This window comes from Pseudoduganella sp. UC29_106 (assembly GCF_044055365.1).
Taxonomy (GTDB): Bacteria; Pseudomonadota; Gammaproteobacteria; order Burkholderiales; family Burkholderiaceae_D; genus Rugamonas.
Genome location: NZ_CP171977.1, coordinates 4337197 through 4357642, shown reverse-complemented (window position 1 = coordinate 4357642; position 20446 = coordinate 4337197). Strand labels below are relative to the sequence as shown.

The following is a 20446-nucleotide window of genomic DNA, read 5'->3' as shown; positions in this document are numbered from 1 at the left end:
TTCATCTTGCATCAAGGCCGGAATGGTGGGATTTACGTCCCATTTAACAGGTGGCGTTCTGAGAACATTGGACGGTGTTTTCATAGCGAGGAATGAAAATGAATGTGAATGGCAAGAACCACAAGGTCGACGTCGATGGTGATACGCCGGTGCTGTGGGTGCTGCGCGATGTGCTGGGCATGACCGGTACCAAATTCGGCTGCGGCCAGGGCCTGTGCGGCGCCTGCACGGTGCATGTCGACGGCCAGCCGACCCGCTCGTGCCTGACCAGCGTGGACATGGTCGGCAACAAGAAGATCAGTACCATCGAAGCGCTGGGTGATTCGAAGATCGGCACGGCCCTGCAGAATGCCTGGCTGGCGCTGGACGTGGTGCAGTGCGGCTATTGCCAGTCCGGCCAGCTGATGTCGGCGGCGGCCCTGCTGAAGACGAACAGGGCGCCTACGGACACCGATATTGATGCGGCGATGAACGGCAATATCTGCCGCTGCGGCACTTATCCACGCATCCGCGAAGGCATCAAGGCGGCTGCCAAAGCACTGGGAGGCAAGCATGCGTAAGGACGACCAGCCCAATCTGTCGCGCCGCTCCTTCCTGGCGGCCAGCGCCGCGGGCGGCGGCCTGTTGCTCGGAATCTCCTTCGGCATTACGCCGAGCGTCGCCGCGGCTGCCCAGGCCGCAGATGCGCATGCGAGGTTCGAACCGAACGCATTCGTCCTGCTTGGGGCGGACGGCCAGGTCACGATCACCATGCCCTATATCGAGATGGGGCAGGGCACATATACTTCCGTGCCGATGCTGGTGGCCGAGGAGCTTGAAGTGGACATGAAGCACGTCAGGCTGCGCCACGCTCCCGCCAGCGACAAGTTGTATGCCAACCCGATCTTCCAGCTGCAAATGACCGGCGGTTCGACGACGATGCGCGGCGCCTACCTGCCGATGCGCCAGGCCGGTGCTGCCGCGCGCGTGATGCTGATCGAGGCGGCGGCGGGGCAGTGGAAAGCCAATCCGTCGGACTGCTACGCGGAGCATGGCGAAGTGGTGCATCGCCCCAGCGGCAAGCGCCTGAAGTATGGCGCGTTGGCGGCCAGGGCCGCCGCCCTGCCGGTGCCGAAGGATGTCCCCCTCAAGCAACCGGCCGACTTCAAGCTGCTCGGCAAGCCGGTCAAACGCCTGGACTCGCCGCTCAAGGTGAATGGCAGCGCCAAATACGGCATCGATGCAATGGTGCCGGGCATGAAGTTCGCGGCGCTGGCTCAGGCGCCAGCCTTCGGCGGAAAGCTGCGCAGCGTGGACGACAGCAAGGCGCTGGCGGTCAAGGGCGTGCGCCAGGTAGTAAAGCTGGATGACTGCGTGGCCGTGATCGCCGACCACACGGGCGCGGCGCGCAAGGGCCTGGCCGCTTTGGTCATTGAGTGGGACGCGGGCCCCAACGCGGGCGTCAGCAACGCCTCCATCCTGGACGCGATGATGGCTGCATCCGAATCGCCGGGCGCGAAAGTGAAGCAGGAAGGCGATCCCGCCAGCGCGGCCGGCAAGCGGATTGCGGCCGTCTACCAGCAGCCTTTCCTGATCCACGCCGCAATGGAGCCGGTCAACTGCACCGTTCACGTGAAGGAAGACAGCTGCGAAATCTGGGTTGGCACGCAGATCATGACGATCGCGCAGGCGGTGGCGGCAAAAGTTGCCGGCCTGCCGACCGATAAAGTCGTGGTGCACAACCATTATCTCGGCGGCAGCTTTGGGAGGCGCCTGGAGCCGGACATGGTGGCACGGGCCGTACAGATCGGCAAGCAGGTCAAAGGCCCCGTCAAAGTGACCTGGAGCAGGGAAGAAGACATCCAGCACGACATCTATCGCGGCGCTTTTGTCGACAAGCTCAGTGCCGTGGTCGATGCGGAAGGGATGCCTGTGGCATGGAGCCATCGCATGACCGGGCCTTCAACCCTGAAGCGCTTCTTCCCGCCAGCCTTCGTCAACGGTTTCGATTCCGAGACGGTGGAAGGCGCCGCCGAGATTCCTTATGCGGTGCCAAACTTCCTGGTCGAATATGTGAGCTACGAACCGCCGGTGCCGACCGGCTTCTGGCGCGGCGTGGGTCCGGCCCACAATGTGTTCGTGGTCGAGAGCTTCATGGACGAACTGGCGGCAGCGGCAAACAAGGACCCGGTTGCCTACCGTGCGGCGCTGCTGGACAAAAATCCACGGGCCAGGACGGTGCTGCAGCTGGCGGCCGAAAAATCCGCCTGGAGCAAGCCGCTGCCGGCCGGCCAGGGACGCGGCGTATCGCTGCAATATGTATTTGGCACGTATCTGTCGCTGATCACGGAAGTGGCGGTCGGCGCGGACGGGGAAGTGACCGTCAAGCGCGTAGTGGCAGCCGTTGACCCGGGCGTCGCGGTGAATCCGGATACCATCAAGGCCCAGATCACCAGCGCTGTGATCTACGGTATCTCGGCCGCCCTGTGGGGCGAGGCGACAGTGGAGCAGGGCCGCGTGCTGCAGTCGAACTTCCACGACGTGCGGGTGATGCGGATGGGCGAAACGCCGGCGATCGAAGTGCATATCGTGCCGAGCACCGAAGCGCCGGGCGGCATGGGCGAGCCTGGAACGGCTGCACTGTTCCCTTCGCTGGTCAACGCGGTGCATGCCGCAACGGGCAAGCGCCTGCGTAAGCTGCCCGTCGGCGAACAGCTGCGCAGCGCCTGATTCAGGCGCTGCGCGCCGCGGCACGCGGATTATTCCGCGTGTTCGTCGGCGAAAGCGTTGGTTGGCTTGGCGCCCCACATAGCGTAGAACAGCACATACAGTTCGCACGCAGCGGTCAGCAGGAAGGAGATCTGCAGGCCGAAGGTGTCTGCCAGCCAGCCCTGCACCACGACCAGCGCGCCGCCGGCGATGGCCATGATCAGCAGGCCGGCGCCTTCTTCGGTCAGCGGGCCGAGGCCCTTGATGCCGAGGGTGAAGATGGTGGGGAACATCACGGAGTGGAACAGGCCCACGGAAATCAGCGCCCACATGGCGAGGTGTCCGGTGCCCAGGGCGGCGACCAGCATGACGACGCAGGCGCCGATGCTGCAGAAGGCGAGCACGCGTTCGGCGCTGGTCTTGCGCATTGCCGCGCTGCCGATGAAGCGTCCCACCATCATGCCGCCCCACAGCAGGAACAGGTAGTGCGCGCCCTGTTCGTGATTGACGTTGCCAATCTCCGGCTGCGACACGAAGTTGATGAACAGGTTGGCGACGCCGATTTCAGCGATCAGGTAAATGAAGATGGCCGGCACACCGAACACCAGGTTGCGGTGGCGCCACAGCGACATCTTCGCGCGTTCCTCTTTCGAAGCGCGGTTCATCGCAGCGTGGTGCAGCGACGGCAGCGGGAAGCGCGCGATCACGATTGCCAGCACCACCAGCACGGCGGCCACGATCAGGTAGGGCAGCTGCACGGCCTGCGCGTCCGCCAGGCGCTCGGCCTGGGTCAGCACGCGGCTCGCTTCAGCGGTGCCGGAGTTGGAACGCCCCAGGATCAGGTAGGCGCCGAACAGGGGCGCCAGCGTGGTGCCCAGCGAATTAAACGCCTGCACAAGGTTCAGTCGCGAGGACGCCGTCTGCGGCGATCCGACCACGGTCACATAAGGATTCGCCGAAACCTGCAGCAGCGTGATGCCGCAGGCGATCACGAACAGGGCGCACAGCGTGACCACATAGGATGGCAAACGCGCCGCCGGAATCATCATCAGCGCGCCGACTGCCATGATTGCCAGGCCGGTGACCAGCGATTTCTTGTAGCCGACTCGCTCGATCAGCTTTGCGGACGGGATGGAGGCGACGAAGTAGGCGATGAACCACACCGATTCGATCAGCGTGGTCTGCGTGTAATTCAGTTCGAACACGCTGCGCAGGTGCGGCAGCAGCGTATTGTTAATGACGGTGATGAAGCCCCAGGTGAAGAACAGGCTCGCCAGCAGGGACATCACGGCGGCATAGCTGGCTTTCGCGGCGGACTGGGACTCGAGCACGGGGGAGGAGGCGGAAACTGGACCTGGCATACAAATAAACTCCGAACGCGGTGGGGGTGCCGGTCATCGTACATCCTTCCCCGTTTCATTCCCAATAACTAAAACCGGTTGAGCTATATCGTTTTTGATATACGTCGCGATCTGGTTGGCAGGAAAAGTGGCACTTTGATCACAATCTGACCCGTTCCGTGGTGCATACTGCATGAATGCTGGCATCCGAGGAGGGCGAAAAAGAATGGGATCGCTACCTGTAACGCGCTGGTCGACCGATGATGTGCCGGCCTTGCAACGTCTGGATTATTACGCGGCGGCGCTGAGCACTGCCATCGTTCCCGCGCAATTGGCGGCCCCTGGCGCCGATCATTTTGCCGCGCATATGGATGCCCTGGAGCTGGGCGGCCTTTCCTGCATCCGGCAGCAGGGCAGCGCCCACCGTTGTTTTACGGACAGCGGCGATATCGCCCGCAGCAGCGGCCGCAACTTCCACCTGATCCTGAACCGCGAGACCTCCTGGAATGTCGAGCATCGCGGTCGCATGCGCATGGAGCGCGGCGATGCGCTTTTCGTCGATTCCCAATTCGTCGTCGATTTCGACAGTCCCTCTGACTACGATTACCTGCACCTGAAATTGTCGGAAGGCTGGGTGCGGCAATGGCTGCCGTCGCCATCCGCGCTGACTGGCGCCCGCATCTCGTCGGCCACTGCCTGGGGACGTGCGCTGATCGCCTACGCGGCGGCAATGACGCCGCAGTTCCTGCAGCAATCCCCGCTGCCCCTGTCGCTGATCGTAGACCAGCTGGGATCGCTGTTGGCCCTGACCGCGCAGGAGATGAGCGGGGCGCCAGCCGAGAAGCAAAAGCCGGCATTGCCCCAAATCGACCGTATCCGTGACGCGATGTGGCAGCTGTGCTGCTCGCCCGCGCTGACTGCATCCGATGTAGCCACGGCTGTCGGCATGCCGCTGCGCACTTTCCATCGATGCTTTACGCGCTCCGGAACGACATTTGGCCGCACGTTAACCGATATGCGTTGCACCAATGCTGTCCGCATGCTGCAGTCGCCCTTGTACAAAAGGCTGACCATCGGCGAGATCGCCTTCCGTGCAGGATTCTGCGATGCCTCTCACCTGAGCGCCGTGGTGCACTCGCGCACCGGGCATACGCCCAGCCAGATCCGGCGCACGGGGGATTCCGGCGCCAGGACAAACAGCGAGGAGCAGGTATGATGAAAGCTATGGAACAGCCGCCCGTTGCGAGATGGTCGACGGATCTCCTGCCGCAGCAGGACCGCTGCACCAGCGTGGTCGAGGCGTTGGGCAAGGCCATCGTGCCGGTCAATGTCTCCATCGACGATCCGCGCGACTTCGAGTTTCATATGGCGTGCATGGAGCTGGAAGAGGGCGTCTCCTTCCTGCACCAGACCGGCTCCGCGCATCAATCCTTTCGCGGCCGGAGCGAGCTTGCCCGCAGCGAGGCGCACACTTACCACTTCCTCATCAACCGTGCCGCCGGCTGGACGCTCAGCCATCATGGCGATATAAGGCTCGCTGCCGGCGAGGGTATCCTGGTCGATTCGGCTTACGCCTTCCATCTCTCCATGCCGGCCGATTTCGAAGTGGTCCATATCAAGATGAGCGAGGAATGGCTGCAGCGATGGGTTCCTCAAGGCGCTGACCTGGCCGGCTGCCAGTTTACCCGCGATTCAGGGCTGGGACGCGCCCTGAATCTGTTTGCGGCGCAGTTGTCGCCTCACACCTTGCTGGCGTCGCCCCTTCCGGCGGCGGACCTGGCGGAGCAGTTCGGCGCCATGCTGGCCTTGGCGGGCAGCGACCGCACCGGGGGCACTCGCCGCCCGGTTGCCGGCCTGCGTGATGCCATCGAGGCCGTCATGCGCCAGCGCTGCGCGGAACCCGGCTTGCGTTCCGGCGATGTGGCCAGCGATCTGCGGATTCCCCTGCATGAGTTGCACGATGCGCTGGCGGCAAGCGGACAAATTTTCGCGGACTTGTTGAACCGGATGCGCGGCGAAATCTCGCTGCGCATGCTGCGCGCCCCATCGTTCCGGCATTTGTCCCTGCAGGAGATCAGCGATAGAGCTGGCTTCCCGAATGTGCAGTCGATGCTGCAGTGCGTGACGAGGCTGCCCGGCCCGCATTAAGTGCGCACCGGGCAGGCTGCCGTTTCATGGCTGGGCAATCTCGCTTCGCCGGCGTGCCAGCGAAATCGCGTAAGCCAGTTTGCGGGCGGCGAAGATTTCGTCCGGCGGTTCAGCGACGCCTGCAGCCAGGGTGCCGGGATTGAAGATGGTTTCGTCGCATGGCTCGTTATCGCTCAGGGCGTTGAGTTCGATCGTGCCGAGCGTGACTTGCTGGCGATCGTCTTCACCCGGCCAGCGCAACGTGACGTCCATGGTCGGATCGCCCGGCTGGTCCAGCAGCGCGACCATCCTGAATTTGATGCCGCCGCCAACAATCCTGGCCTTCAAGTCCTGCTGCAGGAAGTCATCGGCTTTGGTTTTCGCTTCCTCGTCGGAGAGGCTGATTTCGCCTCCGGCCGGGATCAGCTCGAATTTGACGAAGCGCGTAAGGCCGCGGGCGTTCGTCACCGGAAAGGCGTGGATGCCGAAATATGTGACGCCTGCAAAACTGCCGGGTACCGGCTTGCCGGCGACGTAGTTGGCCTGGTTGAGGGTTTCCGGATTGGCAGCGGAAAAGGCTTTGACCTTCTGGGCGTCGGGCTTGCCGTCGGGGCCCGGCGCGCGCACGGTCAGGAATTCAAGCATCTGCCCCGTCGATTTTGCAAAGTGGACCGGGGCATTCTCGAACAACATGTCGGTGGCGTCCTTTCCGTTGCCGATGTGAAGACTGAGCCCGCGCAGCACAACGCGATTACTGTCCGCAACTTTCGGATTGCCGCCGCCAACTGAAAAGCGGCCCAGCACTTTCGAGGGCGCGGTAAAGCTTTTTGATTTCGTCACGCTGGCCGCTTCCCTGGCGGAAGTGAAGCGGCCAAGCACGCATTGACCCTTGGCGAAACTGGCGCGCACGCCTTTGGGATTTCCTGCATTGGTCTTGAGTGCGGCAACGATTGCTGCCGGTTCGGCCACTTGGGCCGGGGCGGATTGAATGGTGGCGTCCATGGTCATGCCTTTCTGAGATCAATTGTTACGGCGACGGGTGAGTGATACCGCATAGGCGCCTGGCCGCGCGGCAAGGATGGGGTCATCGGATGGTTCAATGCCCTTGGGCAGATTCAGCGGCATAAAGCTCATGCCGTCGCAAGCGTCGGGCGCGTGCATTTCCTGGACGAGCAGCGTGCCCATCTCGATGCGGCGCTGGCCTTGCCATTCCTGGCTGGGATCGAGCAAGGAATCCTGCGGGTCGGGGAGCTGGGCGAACAGCGTGAAGGCCAGCGGCCCTCCCGCAAGGCGGTGCTGCAGCTCGGTGCTCATATAATCCGGAGCGAAAGACTTCTCTTCCTGCTCGCTGAGATAATGCACGCCGGTCTGTGGTTCCATGACAAGGCGGGCCGTGGTCACGGCGCCATTCGCAGCCCGGAAGCAGAAGGCATTGTTGGAGAAGTAGCTGGATGTCGCAAACGACGCGCTGGGCGGATGCGATGCCAGCATTGCAGGCTGACGGGCGCCGTCCGGGTAGCGGGCATTATGGCCGGCGATTTTTGCCGGATCGGGCTTGCCGGTTTCCGGATCGGGAACGCGGGCTGCCAGGAAGCTGAAGAAGGATTCCGTGGTGGCGGCAAAGAACACGGGTTCGGAAAGCATGATCAGGTCATAGCGTTCGGCGTGGTCCGATACCGAGATGGCCAGGCCGCGGATCACGCGTGCCGTGTCTGACACATTCGGGTTGCCGCCGCCGATGGAGAATCGCACTACGGCGGGCAGGGAGTTCGCACGGAACAGCGGTGCGTCCACCAATTCCTCTAGCGAACGCGCGGGTATGAACTTGCCTTTGCAGCAGACTCCTTTGGGGTGCGAAGCACGCTTCGCTTCGTGCCGCCCGAAGGTCTGGTTGAGGGCGTCGATGAAAGCGGCGCCGGATACAGGTGTTGCCATGATGATCCCCCTCTGATCAGATGTTGTAGGTGGCTTTGATGATTTCCGCGGCGCGCTCGCCGATCACCACGCAAGGCGCCATCGTGTTACCGCTGGTGACATGAGGCATGATCGAAGCATCCGCCAGGCGCAGTCCCTGGATGCCATAGACGGCCAGGCGGTTGTCAACGACGGCAAGCGCGTCGCGTCCCATCCTGGCGGTGCAGGACTGATGCCAGTAGGTGACGGCTGCGTTGCGGGCAAAATTCTGCATTTCGACGGCGCTCAGGCGGCCGGGCAGCGCCTCTCCCTTCACCAGCTTGCCGAACGCGCGGTGGTTGCCGAGCGCGCGGCAAAGCTCGATGTTGGCGAGCGCGTTCGCCATGTCGTCCGGATGGGAGAGCGTGTTGGCTTCGATGCGTATCGGGTCGCAATGGTCCGGGCCGGAAAGGCGCAAGACGCCACGGCTTTTCGGATGCGCCAGCCCTGCAAACATTGTCCAGCCATGCTCCGGGACGCCGCCTGCGGCAGTTTCCGCGCTGGGGACGGGGAACTCGAGCTGGCAGTGGAACATGTCGGGCAAGCGCAGGGACGGGTCGCTGCTCCAGTACAGCGTCGCCTCCGAGCCGCCTGCGCCCACTGCCTGCGGCTGCGTGTATTCGAAGATGCAGCCGAAGGCCACGTGATCCTGATGGTTCTGGCCGACGCCCGGCAGATGCTGGACCACGTCGATGCCATGCGCCTGCAGCTCCACCGCCGGGCCTATGCCGGACTGCATCAGGACTTTTGGTGTATGTACCGCTCCAAGCGAGAGTACAACCTCCTGGTCGGCGTAATAGTTATGCCGCTGCCCGTTGCGGACAGTTTCTACGCCGATGACAGTGGAGCCGCGCAAAAGGAGGCGCGTTACCAGCGTGTTGCTGAGCACCGTGAGGTTGGCGGCCGCAATCATCGGCCGTACGTAAGCGCGAAAGATGGAGTTGCGCTGGCCATCCTTGATAATGAGGTCATTGATCGCGACGCCGCCGCGCCCCTCCATCATGGCGCCATTCGGGCTTTCGAAGGCGGGAATGCCGATGCCTTGTGCTGCTTCCAGCAAAGCCAGTGCGACCGGCTGCGGCTGCGGGGCCGGAATCACATGAACGGGGCCGCCCGCGCCGCGCCTGGCCGGGTCCGGGCTGCCTTGCCAGTTTTCGATGCGGCGATAGATCTCCAGCACGGACTGGTAGCCCCAGGCCGGATCGTCTGCTTCGGCCGCGAAGTCGTCCCAGTCGTTCTGATGGCCGCGTGCCCACAGCATCACGTTGATGCTGGAGCCTGCCGCCCAGCACTTTGCCCATATTCATGGGAATTGCGCGTCCATTCAGGCAGGGATTGGCGGCGGCGGTGAAGCCCCAGTCCCGCTCCGAGTCGAGATTGTGCGGCCAGAGGGCGGGTTCCATCACCTCAGGAACTTCGTCCGTGCCACCCGCCTCGATGAGCAGCACGCGCACTGCCGGATTTTCCGCTAGCCGCGCGGCGACCACGCTGCCCGCGGAGCCGGCGCCGCAGATGATGAAGTCATAGTCCATGGACGACTCCATACACCGGCAGCAGGAACAGGGCGAGGCCCGCCAGCCACAATAAGCTTAAGCAGAGATTCTGCGAGAGTTTCATTTTGCGTCCTCCTTACATTGCCTGCGTTAGGCACAATGTAAGGCGAACGCTTTGTTGGGATTTTTGTGAGTATGCCTTGGGCGCGGAAAGTCTGGTGTCAGCGTGCCACGCCTGGCGTTGGGCTCATCAGCGCCGTCAACTCCGCCTCGATCTGCTGTGCCAGTTGGTGGATGTGGAAGCCGTCGACGAAGCCGTGGTGGGCCTGGACGGAGAAGGGAAGTTGCATGCGCCCGTCAGGCGCGTCGCGGAATCTGCCCGAGGCGAGGGAGGGGATGTCCGGCGAAGCCAGGCTGGCGGTTGGGTGCTGGATGGAAGTGAAGTCGAGCCAGGGGATGCAGGTGATGAAGATCTGCTCCTTGGCCGCGCGCGGGGACATGGTGCGGTATTTCTGGTTCAGTTCCAGCATGTTGGACGCTTCCTCGCGCGCTGCCTGGCCACGTGCGGCGAATTCGCGCAGGTCGTCGGTCCATTCGAATTGCGCGAAATTCAGGTCGTTGTTCTGGTTTTTTACCGTGAAGGAGGGCGTGAGGTGGTCGACGCAGATCACTTCGCCGTCGAGGATGCGGTAGCGGAAGTTCTCGATCTTCTTTATTGCGCACAGGACGGCGTAGAGCATCACGTGGAAGGGCGGCAGGGTGTGAGCTTTGCACCAGGGACGGAAGTCAGGCAGGTCCAGCGTGAAGGTGATATTGAGGGCGGGGCTGTCCATGTTGTTGAACAGCTCAAAACGGTCGCGCCGTTGGTCGAATAGTTTCATGGCGCGATTGTCGCATACGTGCGCAAAACGTATGCGGGTCGAGGTGCGTAGGGCGGATCATTGATCCGCCGTGCATGCTCAGTTAGAAAGTCCCATCCACCCGCACCCCGAAATAGCGGTGGAAGTCGCGTGGCGGCAGCCACTCGGTGGTATTCACGACCACCACCGGATTTGGCGCGCGGCTGCTCCAGTTGCTGTTGGCGATGCCGTTGTTCAGCCCCGCAGCATAGCGCTTGTCGAACAGGTTATTCATCAGCAGCGAGATCTTGTAGCGGTCGCGCACATCCTTCACGCCCAGCGTGAGGTTGGTGATGCTGTAGGCCCCCTGCACGGTCATCGGATCCTGGCTCAGCGAATACTGGGTGCGGCTCTGGAAGCGGGTGTTGAAGGACGCGAAGGGCTTGAAACTGCGGCCCTCCAGCGGCAGGTCATACTGGCCGCCCAGCGACAGGCGCACCTTCGGCGCGTTCGGCAGTGTCTTGCCGGCCAGGTTCTGCACATTGGTATTGTTGAAGCGCGGGTCCTTCACGCAGCCCGGACCCGGCATCGAACCCGTGCCCTGCGGATTCAGCACGTTGTAGCACGGCCCATTCTCAAAGGAGCGGATGGTCGCCTCGGTGTAGGCAAAGCTGCCGTTCAGCTGCAGGTCGCGGTTCACGCGCACGCTGCCCTCCAGCTCCACACCCTGTGTGCGCAGGCCGCCGATGCTGTTCAGGCCGGTGCGGAAGGTACCGTCTGCATCGAAGAAGCTGGACGATTGCTGGAAGTGCTTGAAGTTGGTGCGGAACAGGGCCAGCGAATACATGATGCGGTTGCCCAGCAGGCTTTGCTTCAGCCCCAGCTCGTAGCTGCGCGCGCTTTCCGGCGCTACGGCGGGGAGCTTGGCGGTGGCCGCGGTGAAGCCGCTGGTCAGGTCATAGGCCACGCCTTTGTGGCCGGTGGACGCCATGCCATAGACCATCGTGTCCGCATTGATGCGGTGTTCAAGACCCAGCTTGCCCGTACGGCTGCTGTTCGAATCGTCCTTGGTATAGAACTCGGTCAGCGCGAAGGCTTGTGGCGGCACCGTGTATCGGCGGAACACATAGCCCGTGTCCTCCAGGTTGAAGCGGGCGCCGAAGATCAGGCTCGTATCGGGACGGAAATCCCAGCTACCCTGGCCGAAGATGGCCTTGTTGGTGTTGTAGGCGTCCGCACCGTAGGACGTGCCGTAGGACTGGATCAGCGGCACCTTGGTCAGTTCGCGGGTCAGCGCATTCTTGCCGTACCAAAGACCGGCCACATAGCGCAGCGGACCTTTGTCCGGCGATGTCAGGCGCAGTTCGTGGGTGACCGAAGCCACATCGAAGAAGCCGTACTGATACAGGCCGCCATGCATGCCGGTGGGCTGGCCGTTCGGCAGCAGCAGGAAGGGAAGGATGTCGACATCGGTATTGTCGTTGTCCTGGTAATCGTCCATATGGTATTTGTCGTAGGACGAGATCATGCTCAGCGTGTGGCCGTTCTCGAAACCCCAATCGGCCTTGATGCCGGTGCCGGCATCGTGGAATTTGCCGCCGGTGGGATAGTCGTTGCGCACGGAGCGGTTGCCGGGGCCGATATTGATCCCGGCCAGCACCAGCGAGGCTGGAAGCTGCGGCGCGTTGCGGTAGATCGCGCCGGGCGACATCGCCGTGTAGGCCGTCGAGCAGCAGAATTTCTCGGTGCGGTTGTAGTGCGGCGTCATGGTCAGCGTGAGCTGGTCGAGCGGGCGCCATTCCAGCTTGCCGCTGATGTTGTCGCCCTTGCTGCCATTCAGTTTGCCGCCGGTGGTGAGGTCGTTCAGCGTGCCGCCATAACTGGTCTTGCTGGCGGCAAGGCGCATGCGCAGCGTATCGGACACGGCGCCGGAGATGCTGAAGCCCCCGCGCCATTCATCGTCATTGGTCGCGTAGGCATAGGCGGTGGCCTTAATCGGGCCGCCAATGGGCTTGGTCGTGATATTCAGCGCGCCGGCAATCGAGCTTTTGCCATACAGGGTGCTTTGCGGGCCTTTCAGCACTTCGATGCGGTAGACGTCCGCCAGGTCGCGGAAGGCGTTGGCCTGCATCCCCAGCGGCACATCGTCCACGATCACGGCCACGTCGGCCTCCACGCCGATGCCCAGCGAGAAAGTGCCGATGCCGCGCATATTGATGCTGAAGTTACCGGGCTGCGTGCCGTAGGACAGGGTCAGCGCCGGCGACAGCGAGGGCACGTCTTCCAGGTCGCGCACGTTATTGCGCTGCAGGGCCGCGTCGTCCAGTACGGTGATCGAGGCTGGCACGTCCTGCAGGTTCTGGGCGCGCTTGTTGGCGGTAACCACGACAGTTTCCAGCCTGGTTTCGTCGGCATGGGAGGGCAGGGCGAGCGTGAGGAATGCCAGCGCAAGAGCGGCTGGTAATGGGCGAAGGGTGGGGTAGGGGCGCATGTGGGTCTCCGGTTTTATGATTGGTAACGTTTCCAATTTCGATTTTTAAAAAGGCCGGAGGTGGTCTTCCGGCCCGGGTACTGCTATTTGCTGATGCTGACCTTCAGTGGCTGCTGCAGGCGTTGGGCATAGGAGCGCACATAGGTTTGCCATGCAGCCCCGTCCGCAAAGTCGCCGCTCTTGCTCCAGCCGGCGCCGAGGTAATAGACGAAGGGCTTGCCCGGCTGCGCGTTGCCGAGCGTGAGCTGCTGGCCTTCTGCTTCGGCAATGCCGCTGGCGCCGGACGGCAGGATCACCGCGCAGCCGGTGCTGCCGTCCTCGCCGTGTGCGGGCTCCCAGTAGCTGCTCCAGCCTTGCGCCGCGTCGCTGGCGTAACTGCCGTCGCCATCGCGCTTGACGATGCCAACTCCGACCGTCAGCGGCGCTTTGCCGGTGAAGCGGCTTTCCACGCGCGTCATGTTCGAGCCGGCGTCGATCGAGAAGCGCTTCACTTCCGATACCTGGCGGCCCTGGCCTGCATCCCAGCCGGCAAAGCGCAGTTCGAATACGGAGCGCAGCGGACCGTCCGCCAATACCTTCCAGCCGGTGAAGTTGGAGGAGTTGTGCAGCTTGCCGTCCGCATAGATGGTGGTGCCGCCGCAGCCGCGTGCCGGGCCAACCTTGTAGTAATCGAGGCCTTCGCCATTGTCCTTGTGATAGTCACCGCTGCGGTACCACTTGTCCACCACCGGGTAGCGCACGCGCTTGACCCATACGTCCACGCCGCTGCTGACCAGTTGCTCCTTCGGGTCCTTGATGATGGCAGGGCCGTACACGCGGTGCGCGATGCGGTCGCTCTCCCAGGCGAAATCGTCCAGTCGCTCGGGCACGAAGCGGGCGTGAGTTTTTACGTCCGGCGGCGGCACGGCCGGCAGGCGGTTCGACGGCAGCAACAGGTAGCGGCGCGAGTCGTGGGCAGGCACGTTCACGCTGAAGAGCAGGTTGGAGCCGATCTGCTGGGACGTCAGCACGGCGGAGGTGGACGCGTCCATCACCACCGGCTTTGCGCCGCGGCCCAGCGCGACTTCGGCCAGTTCGTCGCCGCGCAATACATCGCTGTCGTTGCGCACGGTGACCACGCGCGGCTTAGCGCCATCCAGCACGGCCATGCGATACATCTCGCTGCCCGCCAGCAGGAAGGCGCCCACGCCATAGACCTCGGTCAGCTCATTGTCGAAGATCTTGGGCGCTGCGCCGATCGGCTGCACGTGGGTCAGCTTGCCGTCCGCATTCACGTTCGCCACCAGCGCCTGCCAGGCCTTGTGCACGGCCGGGCCGTAGCGCTTCGCGTCCAGCATGCCCTGGTTCACGCCCCAGGCCAGCGCGTAGGTGTACAGGCCGGAACCGCTGGACTCCTTCATCGGATAGCTGGCAGGATCGAGCAGGCTGGCGCGCCACAGGCCGTCGTCCTGCTGCAGCGACAGGATCTTTTCCGCCATCTCGCGGTACTGCTGCTCGAAGCGTGCTCGTTCTGGGTGTTTGCCCGGCAGGTATTGCAGCATGCGCACCAGGCCGCCCATCACCCAGCCATTGCCGCGGCTCCAGAACACCTTCTTGCCATTGGCTTCGCGCTTGGCGAAGTAGGTGGAGTCGCGGTAGTAGAGATGTTCTTCCTTGTCGTACAGGTAGTCGGAGGTGACCCACCACTCGCTGACAGCGAAGTCCAGGTAGCGCTGGTCGCCGGTGGAGGCCCACAGGCGCAGCCAGGAGGGCGGCCCCATATACAGCGCGTCACACCACGACCAGCGGTCCTGGTTTCCCTTGACGGTGAAGTCCAGCGTGCCGTTGCGGCGGTTGACGAGGATGTCGTCCATATGCGCCCGCATCGGCGCGATCATCTTCGGTTCGCGCAGATCCAGGTAAAGCTCGGCGTAAGTCTGGCCAACGATATGGTCGTCCGCGTGGTAGTGATTGGGGCCGAGCTTCCAGCCATTCTTTTCGCCCATCTGCACCATCGCATCGCGGTACTTGCGGTCGCCCGAGATGCCGACGAGGGCCATCATGCCGTTGTAGCCTACGGCCTGGGTCCAGTCGTTCGGCCGGTGCTTGCTGGCATTGGCCAGCTGCCAGTCGGCCACCCGCTCCATCACGGAGAGCACGGCCTTCGGCGCTTCGGCGGAAGCCTGCTGCGTGGCGGAGGTGACGCCCGCCGCATGCGCGGCATAAGAGGGAAGCATTACGGACAGCGCCGCGAGCACGGCGGCGCGCAGCAGCACAGGATGATGGCCCATCGTTTGGTGTCTCCAGTTATAGTTAAACGTTTTACTAAAGTTAGCACTAAAATCCCGGGCGCGTCAACAGATGCCGCTTTACGTCTGTGGTCAAATAAACTACCATCCGTTAAACGTTTTCCAAGTGAAAGGTGGCGCACATGCGTTGTTTCCCCTTGAAGTCCCTGTTGCTGGCGGCTGTTTTCATATGCGGCAGCGCGTCCGCCGACCCTACGCTGCATAACATCTACGGCCGCCAGCACCAGTTGCTGGATGGGCGCTGGAGCTATATCGTGGATCCGTATGAAACGGGCTACTTCAACTATCGGCGCCAGCCCTACGACCAGCTGGAAGGAGGCAGCGGCGGTTTTTACGACGACCGCAAGCCGAAGGACAAAGGGGATATCGTCGAATACAGCTTCGATGGCTCGCCCACAATGGCCATCCCGGGCGACTGGAATTCGCAGGACCCGAAGCTGGAGAATTACGAAGGCACGGTGTGGATGCGCCAGCAGTTCAACGCCGCGCCCAGGGACGGCAAGCGCTACTTCCTTTACTTCGGCGCCGTCAATTACGAGGCGCACGTCTACCTGAACGGGAAGAAGCTGGGCAGCCACAAGGGCGGCTTCACGCCTTTCCAGTTTGACGTGACGGGCAAGCTGAAGCCGGGCCAGAACACTGTGATCGTCAAGGCGGACAATACGCGCCATCAGGATGACATACCGACCGTGAGCACGGACTGGTGGAATTACGGCGGCATCACGCGCGATGTGCTGCTGGCCGAGGTGCCGGAAACGCATATTGCGGATTACCAGATCCAGCTGGCGAAAGGCGATATGCGCCGCATCGAGGGCTTCGTGCAGGTGGATGGGCCGCAGCGCGCGCAGGAGATCACGGTGTCCATTCCCGAAGCCGGCATCAGGACGACGGTGCGCACCGGCGCAGATGGCCGCGCTGCGATCAGCATTCCGCTCGCGGGCCGGCAGCTGCGCTATTGGTCGCCAGACGATCCGAAGCTGTATGGCGTAACGCTGGCTGCTGCGGGCGACCGCGTCGAGGACCGCATCGGCTTCCGCACTATCGTCACGAAGGGGCAGGACATCCTGCTGAACGGGAAGTCGGTCTTCCTGCGCGGCGTATCGGTGCATGACGAGAATCCCCTGATTCCAGGCCGCCTGCGTGGCACAGGCGATATGCGCATGCTGCTGCAATGGGCCAAGGAGATGAACTGCAATTACGTGCGACTGGCCCACTATCCGCACAGCGAGGAGATGACGCGGCTGGCCGATGAAATGGGCCTGCTGGTATGGGCGGAGGTCCCGGTTTACTGGACGATCTCCTGGCAGAACCCCGCGGTGTTCGACAATGCGAAGCAGCAGCTGACGGACATGATCGTGCGCGACCGCAACCGCGCCAGCGTCGTGATCTGGTCCATCGGCAATGAAACGCCTGTTAGCCCGGTGCGTACGGACTTCATGGGCCGCCTGGCCGATACCGTGCGCTCGCTGGATACTACGCGCCTGGTCGGCGCCGCGCTGGAGGTGCACCGCAAGGGCGCCGAAATCACGCTGGAAGATCCGCTGGCGGACAAGCTGGATCTCGTCAGCTTCAACGAGTATGCGGGCTGGTACTGGGCCAGCAATGCGGACATGCTGAATTACCGCTTCAATATCGTTGCCAACAAGCCGGTGCTGATCACGGAATTCGGCGCCGATGCGCTGGGCGGCTATCACGGCGACTCGGATACGCGCTGGAGCGAGGAATACCAGGACCAGCTCTATCGCAACCAGTTCAAGATGCTGGACGCGATTCCGGGCCTGCGCGGCATGACGCCGTGGGTGCTGGTCGATTTCCGTTCGCCACGCCGGCCGCATCCCTATTTCCAGGACTTCTGGAACCGCAAGGGCCTGCTGACCCAGAGCGGCAAGAAGAAGATGGCCTTCGATACGCTGAAGGCTTACTACGACAAGAAACAGCAACAATACAAATGAAAACTTCTCCTCACGTTGCACTGGCCCGCGCCGCGGCGAGCTTGTTGCTGGCCGCGCCATTGCTGGCGTCCGCGCAGGATGCGCAAATCGAGCGCAAGGTTGCAGCCTTGCTGAAGCAGATGACGCTAGCCGAAAAAGTGGGGCAACTGCACCAGCTGTCCGGCCGCCAGTTCACCGGCCCGACCAGCAGCGATTATGCGGACAAGCTGGCCGATATCCGCGCCGGCCGCGTGGGCTCGATGCTGAACGTGAAGGGCGTGGCGGACACGCGCGAGATCCAGGCGCTGGCTTTGCAGTCGCGCCTGAAAATCCCGCTGCTGTTCGGGCTGGACGTGATCCATGGCTACCAGACGGTGTTCCCGGTGCCGCTGGGCGAGTCGGCGTCCTGGGATATGGACGCGATCCGGCAATCCGCCCACATCGCGGCGCGCGAGGCCGCTGCCTCGGGAATCCACTGGACTTTCGCTCCGATGGTGGATGTGTCGCGCGATCCGCGCTGGGGCAGGGTGATGGAGGGGGCGGGCGAGGATACTTATCTCGGCTCGCAGATTGCGCGTGCGCGGGTGCTGGGCTTCCAGGGCGCGAAGCTGGGCGGCACCGACGCGGTGATGGCGACGGCCAAGCACTTCGCGGCTTATGGCGCCGCCATTGCTGGGCGCGATTACAACGCTGTCGATATGAGCGAGCACCAGCTGTTCGAAGTCTATCTGCCGCCGTTCAAGGCGGCTTTGGACGCGGGCGTGGCCACCTTCATGAACTCCTTCAATACGCTGAACGGCGTGCCGGCTACCGGCAGCGCGTGGCTGCAGCGCGATATCCTCAAGGGTTCATGGGGCTTCCGCGGCTTTGTTGTCAGCGATTGGGGATCGGTGCGGGAGATGGTGCCGCATGGGTATGCGTCCGACTTATCTGACGCCGCGGTGAAGGCGATGAATGCGGGCAGCGACATGGATATGGAGGGGTATGCTTACTCGGCCCACCTGGAGCAGGCCGTCAAGTCGGGCAAGGTGAAGATGTCGGCCGTGGACGAGGCGGCGGGGCGGGTGTTGTACAAGAAGTTCGAGTTGGGGCTGTTCGACGATCCGTACAAGTTCTCCGATGCCGCGCGCGAGAAGGCCGTGCTGGCGGATTCTTCGCACCGGGCGGCAGCGCTGGAGATGGCGCAAAAGTCGATCGTGCTGCTCAAGAACGGCCCACGGCCGCTGGCTGGTGCGGCGGTGCCGGGGCCGCTGCCGCTGGCGCGCGGCTTGAAGCGGATCGCGGTCATCGGCCCGCTCGCCGACTCGCAGCGCGACCTGGAGGGCGGCTGGGTGGTGCAGGGCGAGCGCGCGCCCGTGGTGAGTATCCTGCAAGGCATTCGCCGCCGCGCCGGCGCGACGGAAATCGTCCACGCCCAGGCCTGCGCGCCCGGTTGCGCCACGCTGGACGCCGCCTCGCTGGAGCAGGCAGTGAAGGTCGCGCAGCAGTCGGACGTGATCGTACTGGCCGTCGGCGAAACCTGGGACATGAGCGGTGAAGCCAAGTCGCGCACGGACATTTCCTTGCCAGGTCAGCAGGAAAAGCTGTTCGAAGCGCTGAAAGCGACCGGCAAGCCGATCGTGGCGGTGATGCTGGCCGGACGTCCGCTGGTCTTCAACACGATTGCCGATCAGGCGGATGCCATCGTCTATGCCTGGTTCCCCGGCAGCGAAGGCGGCAACGCCGTGGCGAGCGTGCTGTTTGGCGACTACAACCCGTCCGGCAAGCTGCCGATCACTTTCCCGCGCAGCGTGGGCCAGATTCCGCTCTCCTACGCGCAGTACCAGACCGGGCGGCCGGTTACGGACGAAAACAATGTGGTCTACAAGTCCGCCTACATCGATTCGCCCAACACGCCGCGCTACGCGTTCGGACATGGCCTGAGCTACACCAGCTTTGCCTACACCGACCTGAAACTTCAGCGCAGCGGCGCCGGTTCCATGCTGTCCTTCGACCTCGCCAACACCGGCGCGCGCTCGGGCGAAGAAGTCGTGCAGCTCTATGTGCGCGACATGGTCGCTTCGGTCGTGCGTCCGCTGAAGGAGCTGAAGAGCTTCCAGAAAGTGCTGCTCAAGCCCGGCGAGCATAAGCGCATCCAGTTTGCCATCGGCCCGGAGCAGCTCGCGTTCTTCAATCGCCAGCTGAAATGGGGCGTCGAGCCAGGCGAGTTCCGCCTGATGGTCGGCAGCGCATCCGACGACATCCGGCTCGAGGCGCCACTGACGATCCCTTGATCCGCCGCGCGTGCGCGCGGGCTCCGATGCCGCGCGGTGCTCCGTCGAGGTGCGTAGGGCGGATCATTGATCCGCCGTGCATGCGTCGCCGGCGCCGCGAGCGGTGGACGAAGGCGGCGTCTAATCCAGCCGATACTTCTCGCTGGCCCTTGCCTCCGCCGGCATCGGCAACCCGCACAACTCCAGCACGGAACGCTCGATCGTGCAACTGATCGCCCCCAGGGCCAAACTGTTGGACGCACGCCCGAAGGGATCGCCAATCTCCTGCGCAATCGCCTCCAGCGCAAACAGCGTATAGGCCACAAACACCGAAATCAGCGGCGTAGCCGCGCCGATGGCGTGCACCAGCCCAAACGGCAGCAGGAAGCAATAAGCGTAGATCGTACGGTGCAGCAGCACGCCGTAGGGATAAGGAATCGGCGTGCTGGCGATCCGCTCGCAGCCGCCCACCGACTCGGACAGGCAATTCAGCTGTGCATCCAGCATCCACAGCGTCTGCCCATCCGGCGCCGCCTGATGCACCGTATGGCGCAACTCATTCAGCACAGCGATGGGACGATAAGCATGCTGCGTCAGGTCATCGACGGCCTCCGGTGGGAGCAGACGCTCCAGGTCCTGCCGTGGATCGCTGCCGCGTAGTTGGTGGCGCAGCAGGTGAGCAAAAGCGATCACGCGGAAAGCGAAGCCGCGGTAGTCCAGGCGGTTGGCCGGCAGGTAGGCCAGCGCCTGCGACGTCAGCGTGCGCGTCGCGATCAGCACGCGTCCCCACAGCTGGCGCGCTTCCAGGTAGCGCTGGTAGCTCGCGTTATTGCGGAAGGCGAGGAAGATCGCGAGGCTCACGCCCAGCAGGGGAAACGGTTCGGTGTCGAGCGGAATGCGCTCGCCGAACACGCGTCCGTCCCCCAGCAGCGCCACAAGGCTGATCACGAGGATCACGCCAAGCTGCGGCAGGATGGATGGCAGCACCGAGCCATTCCACACCAGCAGCATGCGGAACCAGTTGCTTTGAGGACGGACAATCAC

The 20446-nt window shown here is 63.3% G+C and carries 14 protein-coding genes; 6 read left to right on the top strand and 8 right to left on the bottom strand.

The window, feature by feature from the left end:
• Positions 1–98: 98 nt before the first annotated feature.
• The gene (locus ACHMW6_RS21665) at positions 99–560 is read left to right on the top strand and encodes a (2Fe-2S)-binding protein (protein WP_395399813.1); all 462 of its coding nucleotides are present in this window, start codon (positions 99–101) and stop codon (positions 558–560) included.
• Positions 553–2709: a molybdopterin cofactor-binding domain-containing protein gene (locus tag ACHMW6_RS21660; protein WP_395399811.1), complete on the top strand. Its 2157-nt coding sequence runs from the start codon at positions 553–555 to the stop codon at positions 2707–2709. Before ACHMW6_RS21665 ends, ACHMW6_RS21660 begins: the two co-directional genes overlap by 8 nt.
• Positions 2710–2738: 29 nt before the next feature.
• Here ACHMW6_RS21660 and ACHMW6_RS21655 read toward each other — a convergent pair whose 3' ends face one another.
• Positions 2739–4049 carry a sugar MFS transporter gene (locus tag ACHMW6_RS21655; RefSeq protein ID WP_395399809.1) on the bottom strand — a complete coding sequence of 437 codons (1311 nt, stop codon included), beginning with the start codon at positions 4047–4049 and terminating at the stop codon, positions 2739–2741.
• A 205-nt stretch (positions 4050–4254) separates the two neighbouring features.
• Here ACHMW6_RS21655 and ACHMW6_RS21650 point away from each other — a divergent pair, with 205 nt between their 5' ends.
• Both ACHMW6_RS21650 and ACHMW6_RS21645 read left to right on the top strand, forming a co-directional pair.
• A complete protein-coding gene (locus ACHMW6_RS21650; RefSeq protein WP_395399807.1) occupies positions 4255–5244 on the top strand; it encodes a helix-turn-helix domain-containing protein in 990 nt (329 codons plus the stop codon).
• Positions 5241–6176: an AraC family transcriptional regulator gene (locus ACHMW6_RS21645; protein ID WP_395399805.1), complete on the top strand. Its 936-nt coding sequence runs from the start codon at positions 5241–5243 to the stop codon at positions 6174–6176. The genes ACHMW6_RS21650 and ACHMW6_RS21645 overlap by 4 nt, the downstream gene beginning before the upstream one ends.
• Positions 6177–6200: 24 nt before the next feature.
• Here the strand turns inward: ACHMW6_RS21645 and ACHMW6_RS21640 are convergent, their stop codons facing one another.
• The 6 genes from ACHMW6_RS21640 to ACHMW6_RS21615 form a co-directional block, all read right to left on the bottom strand.
• Complete coding sequence (locus ACHMW6_RS21640; protein ID WP_395399804.1) at positions 6201–7157, bottom strand: catalase family peroxidase; 957 nt, start codon at positions 7155–7157, stop codon at positions 6201–6203.
• Between the two features lie 18 nt (positions 7158–7175).
• The gene (locus ACHMW6_RS21635; protein WP_395399802.1) at positions 7176–8090 is read right to left on the bottom strand and encodes a catalase family peroxidase; all 915 of its coding nucleotides are present in this window, start codon (positions 8088–8090) and stop codon (positions 7176–7178) included.
• Between the two features lie 16 nt (positions 8091–8106).
• Entirely contained in the window at positions 8107–9369 is a 1263-nt protein-coding gene (locus tag ACHMW6_RS21630) for a GMC family oxidoreductase (protein ID WP_395399800.1), read from the bottom strand.
• A 453-nt stretch (positions 9370–9822) separates the two neighbouring features.
• The gene (locus tag ACHMW6_RS21625; protein ID WP_395399798.1) at positions 9823–10482 is read right to left on the bottom strand and encodes a CatA-like O-acetyltransferase; all 660 of its coding nucleotides are present in this window, start codon (positions 10480–10482) and stop codon (positions 9823–9825) included.
• Positions 10483–10564: 82 nt separating this feature from the next.
• The gene (locus tag ACHMW6_RS21620; protein ID WP_395399796.1) at positions 10565–12931 is read right to left on the bottom strand and encodes a TonB-dependent receptor; all 2367 of its coding nucleotides are present in this window, start codon (positions 12929–12931) and stop codon (positions 10565–10567) included.
• Positions 12932–13014: 83 nt separating this feature from the next.
• Positions 13015–15201 (bottom strand): glycoside hydrolase family 88 protein, encoded by a 2187-nt coding sequence (locus ACHMW6_RS21615; RefSeq protein WP_395399794.1) that lies wholly within the window; start codon positions 15199–15201, stop codon positions 13015–13017.
• Between the two features lie 140 nt (positions 15202–15341).
• Here ACHMW6_RS21615 and ACHMW6_RS21610 point away from each other — a divergent pair, with 140 nt between their 5' ends.
• Together ACHMW6_RS21610 and ACHMW6_RS21605 are read left to right on the top strand one after the other, a co-directional pair.
• Positions 15342–17171: a glycoside hydrolase family 2 protein gene (locus ACHMW6_RS21610; RefSeq protein WP_395399792.1), complete on the top strand. Its 1830-nt coding sequence runs from the start codon at positions 15342–15344 to the stop codon at positions 17169–17171.
• On the top strand, positions 17168–19423 hold the full coding sequence (locus ACHMW6_RS21605; RefSeq protein WP_395399790.1) for a glycoside hydrolase family 3 N-terminal domain-containing protein: 2256 nt from the start codon (positions 17168–17170) through the stop codon (positions 19421–19423). The genes ACHMW6_RS21610 and ACHMW6_RS21605 overlap by 4 nt, the downstream gene beginning before the upstream one ends.
• Positions 19424–19543: 120 nt before the next feature.
• Here ACHMW6_RS21605 and ACHMW6_RS21600 read toward each other — a convergent pair whose 3' ends face one another.
• On the bottom strand, positions 19544–20446 hold the full coding sequence (locus tag ACHMW6_RS21600; RefSeq protein WP_395399788.1) for a bestrophin family protein: 903 nt from the start codon (positions 20444–20446) through the stop codon (positions 19544–19546).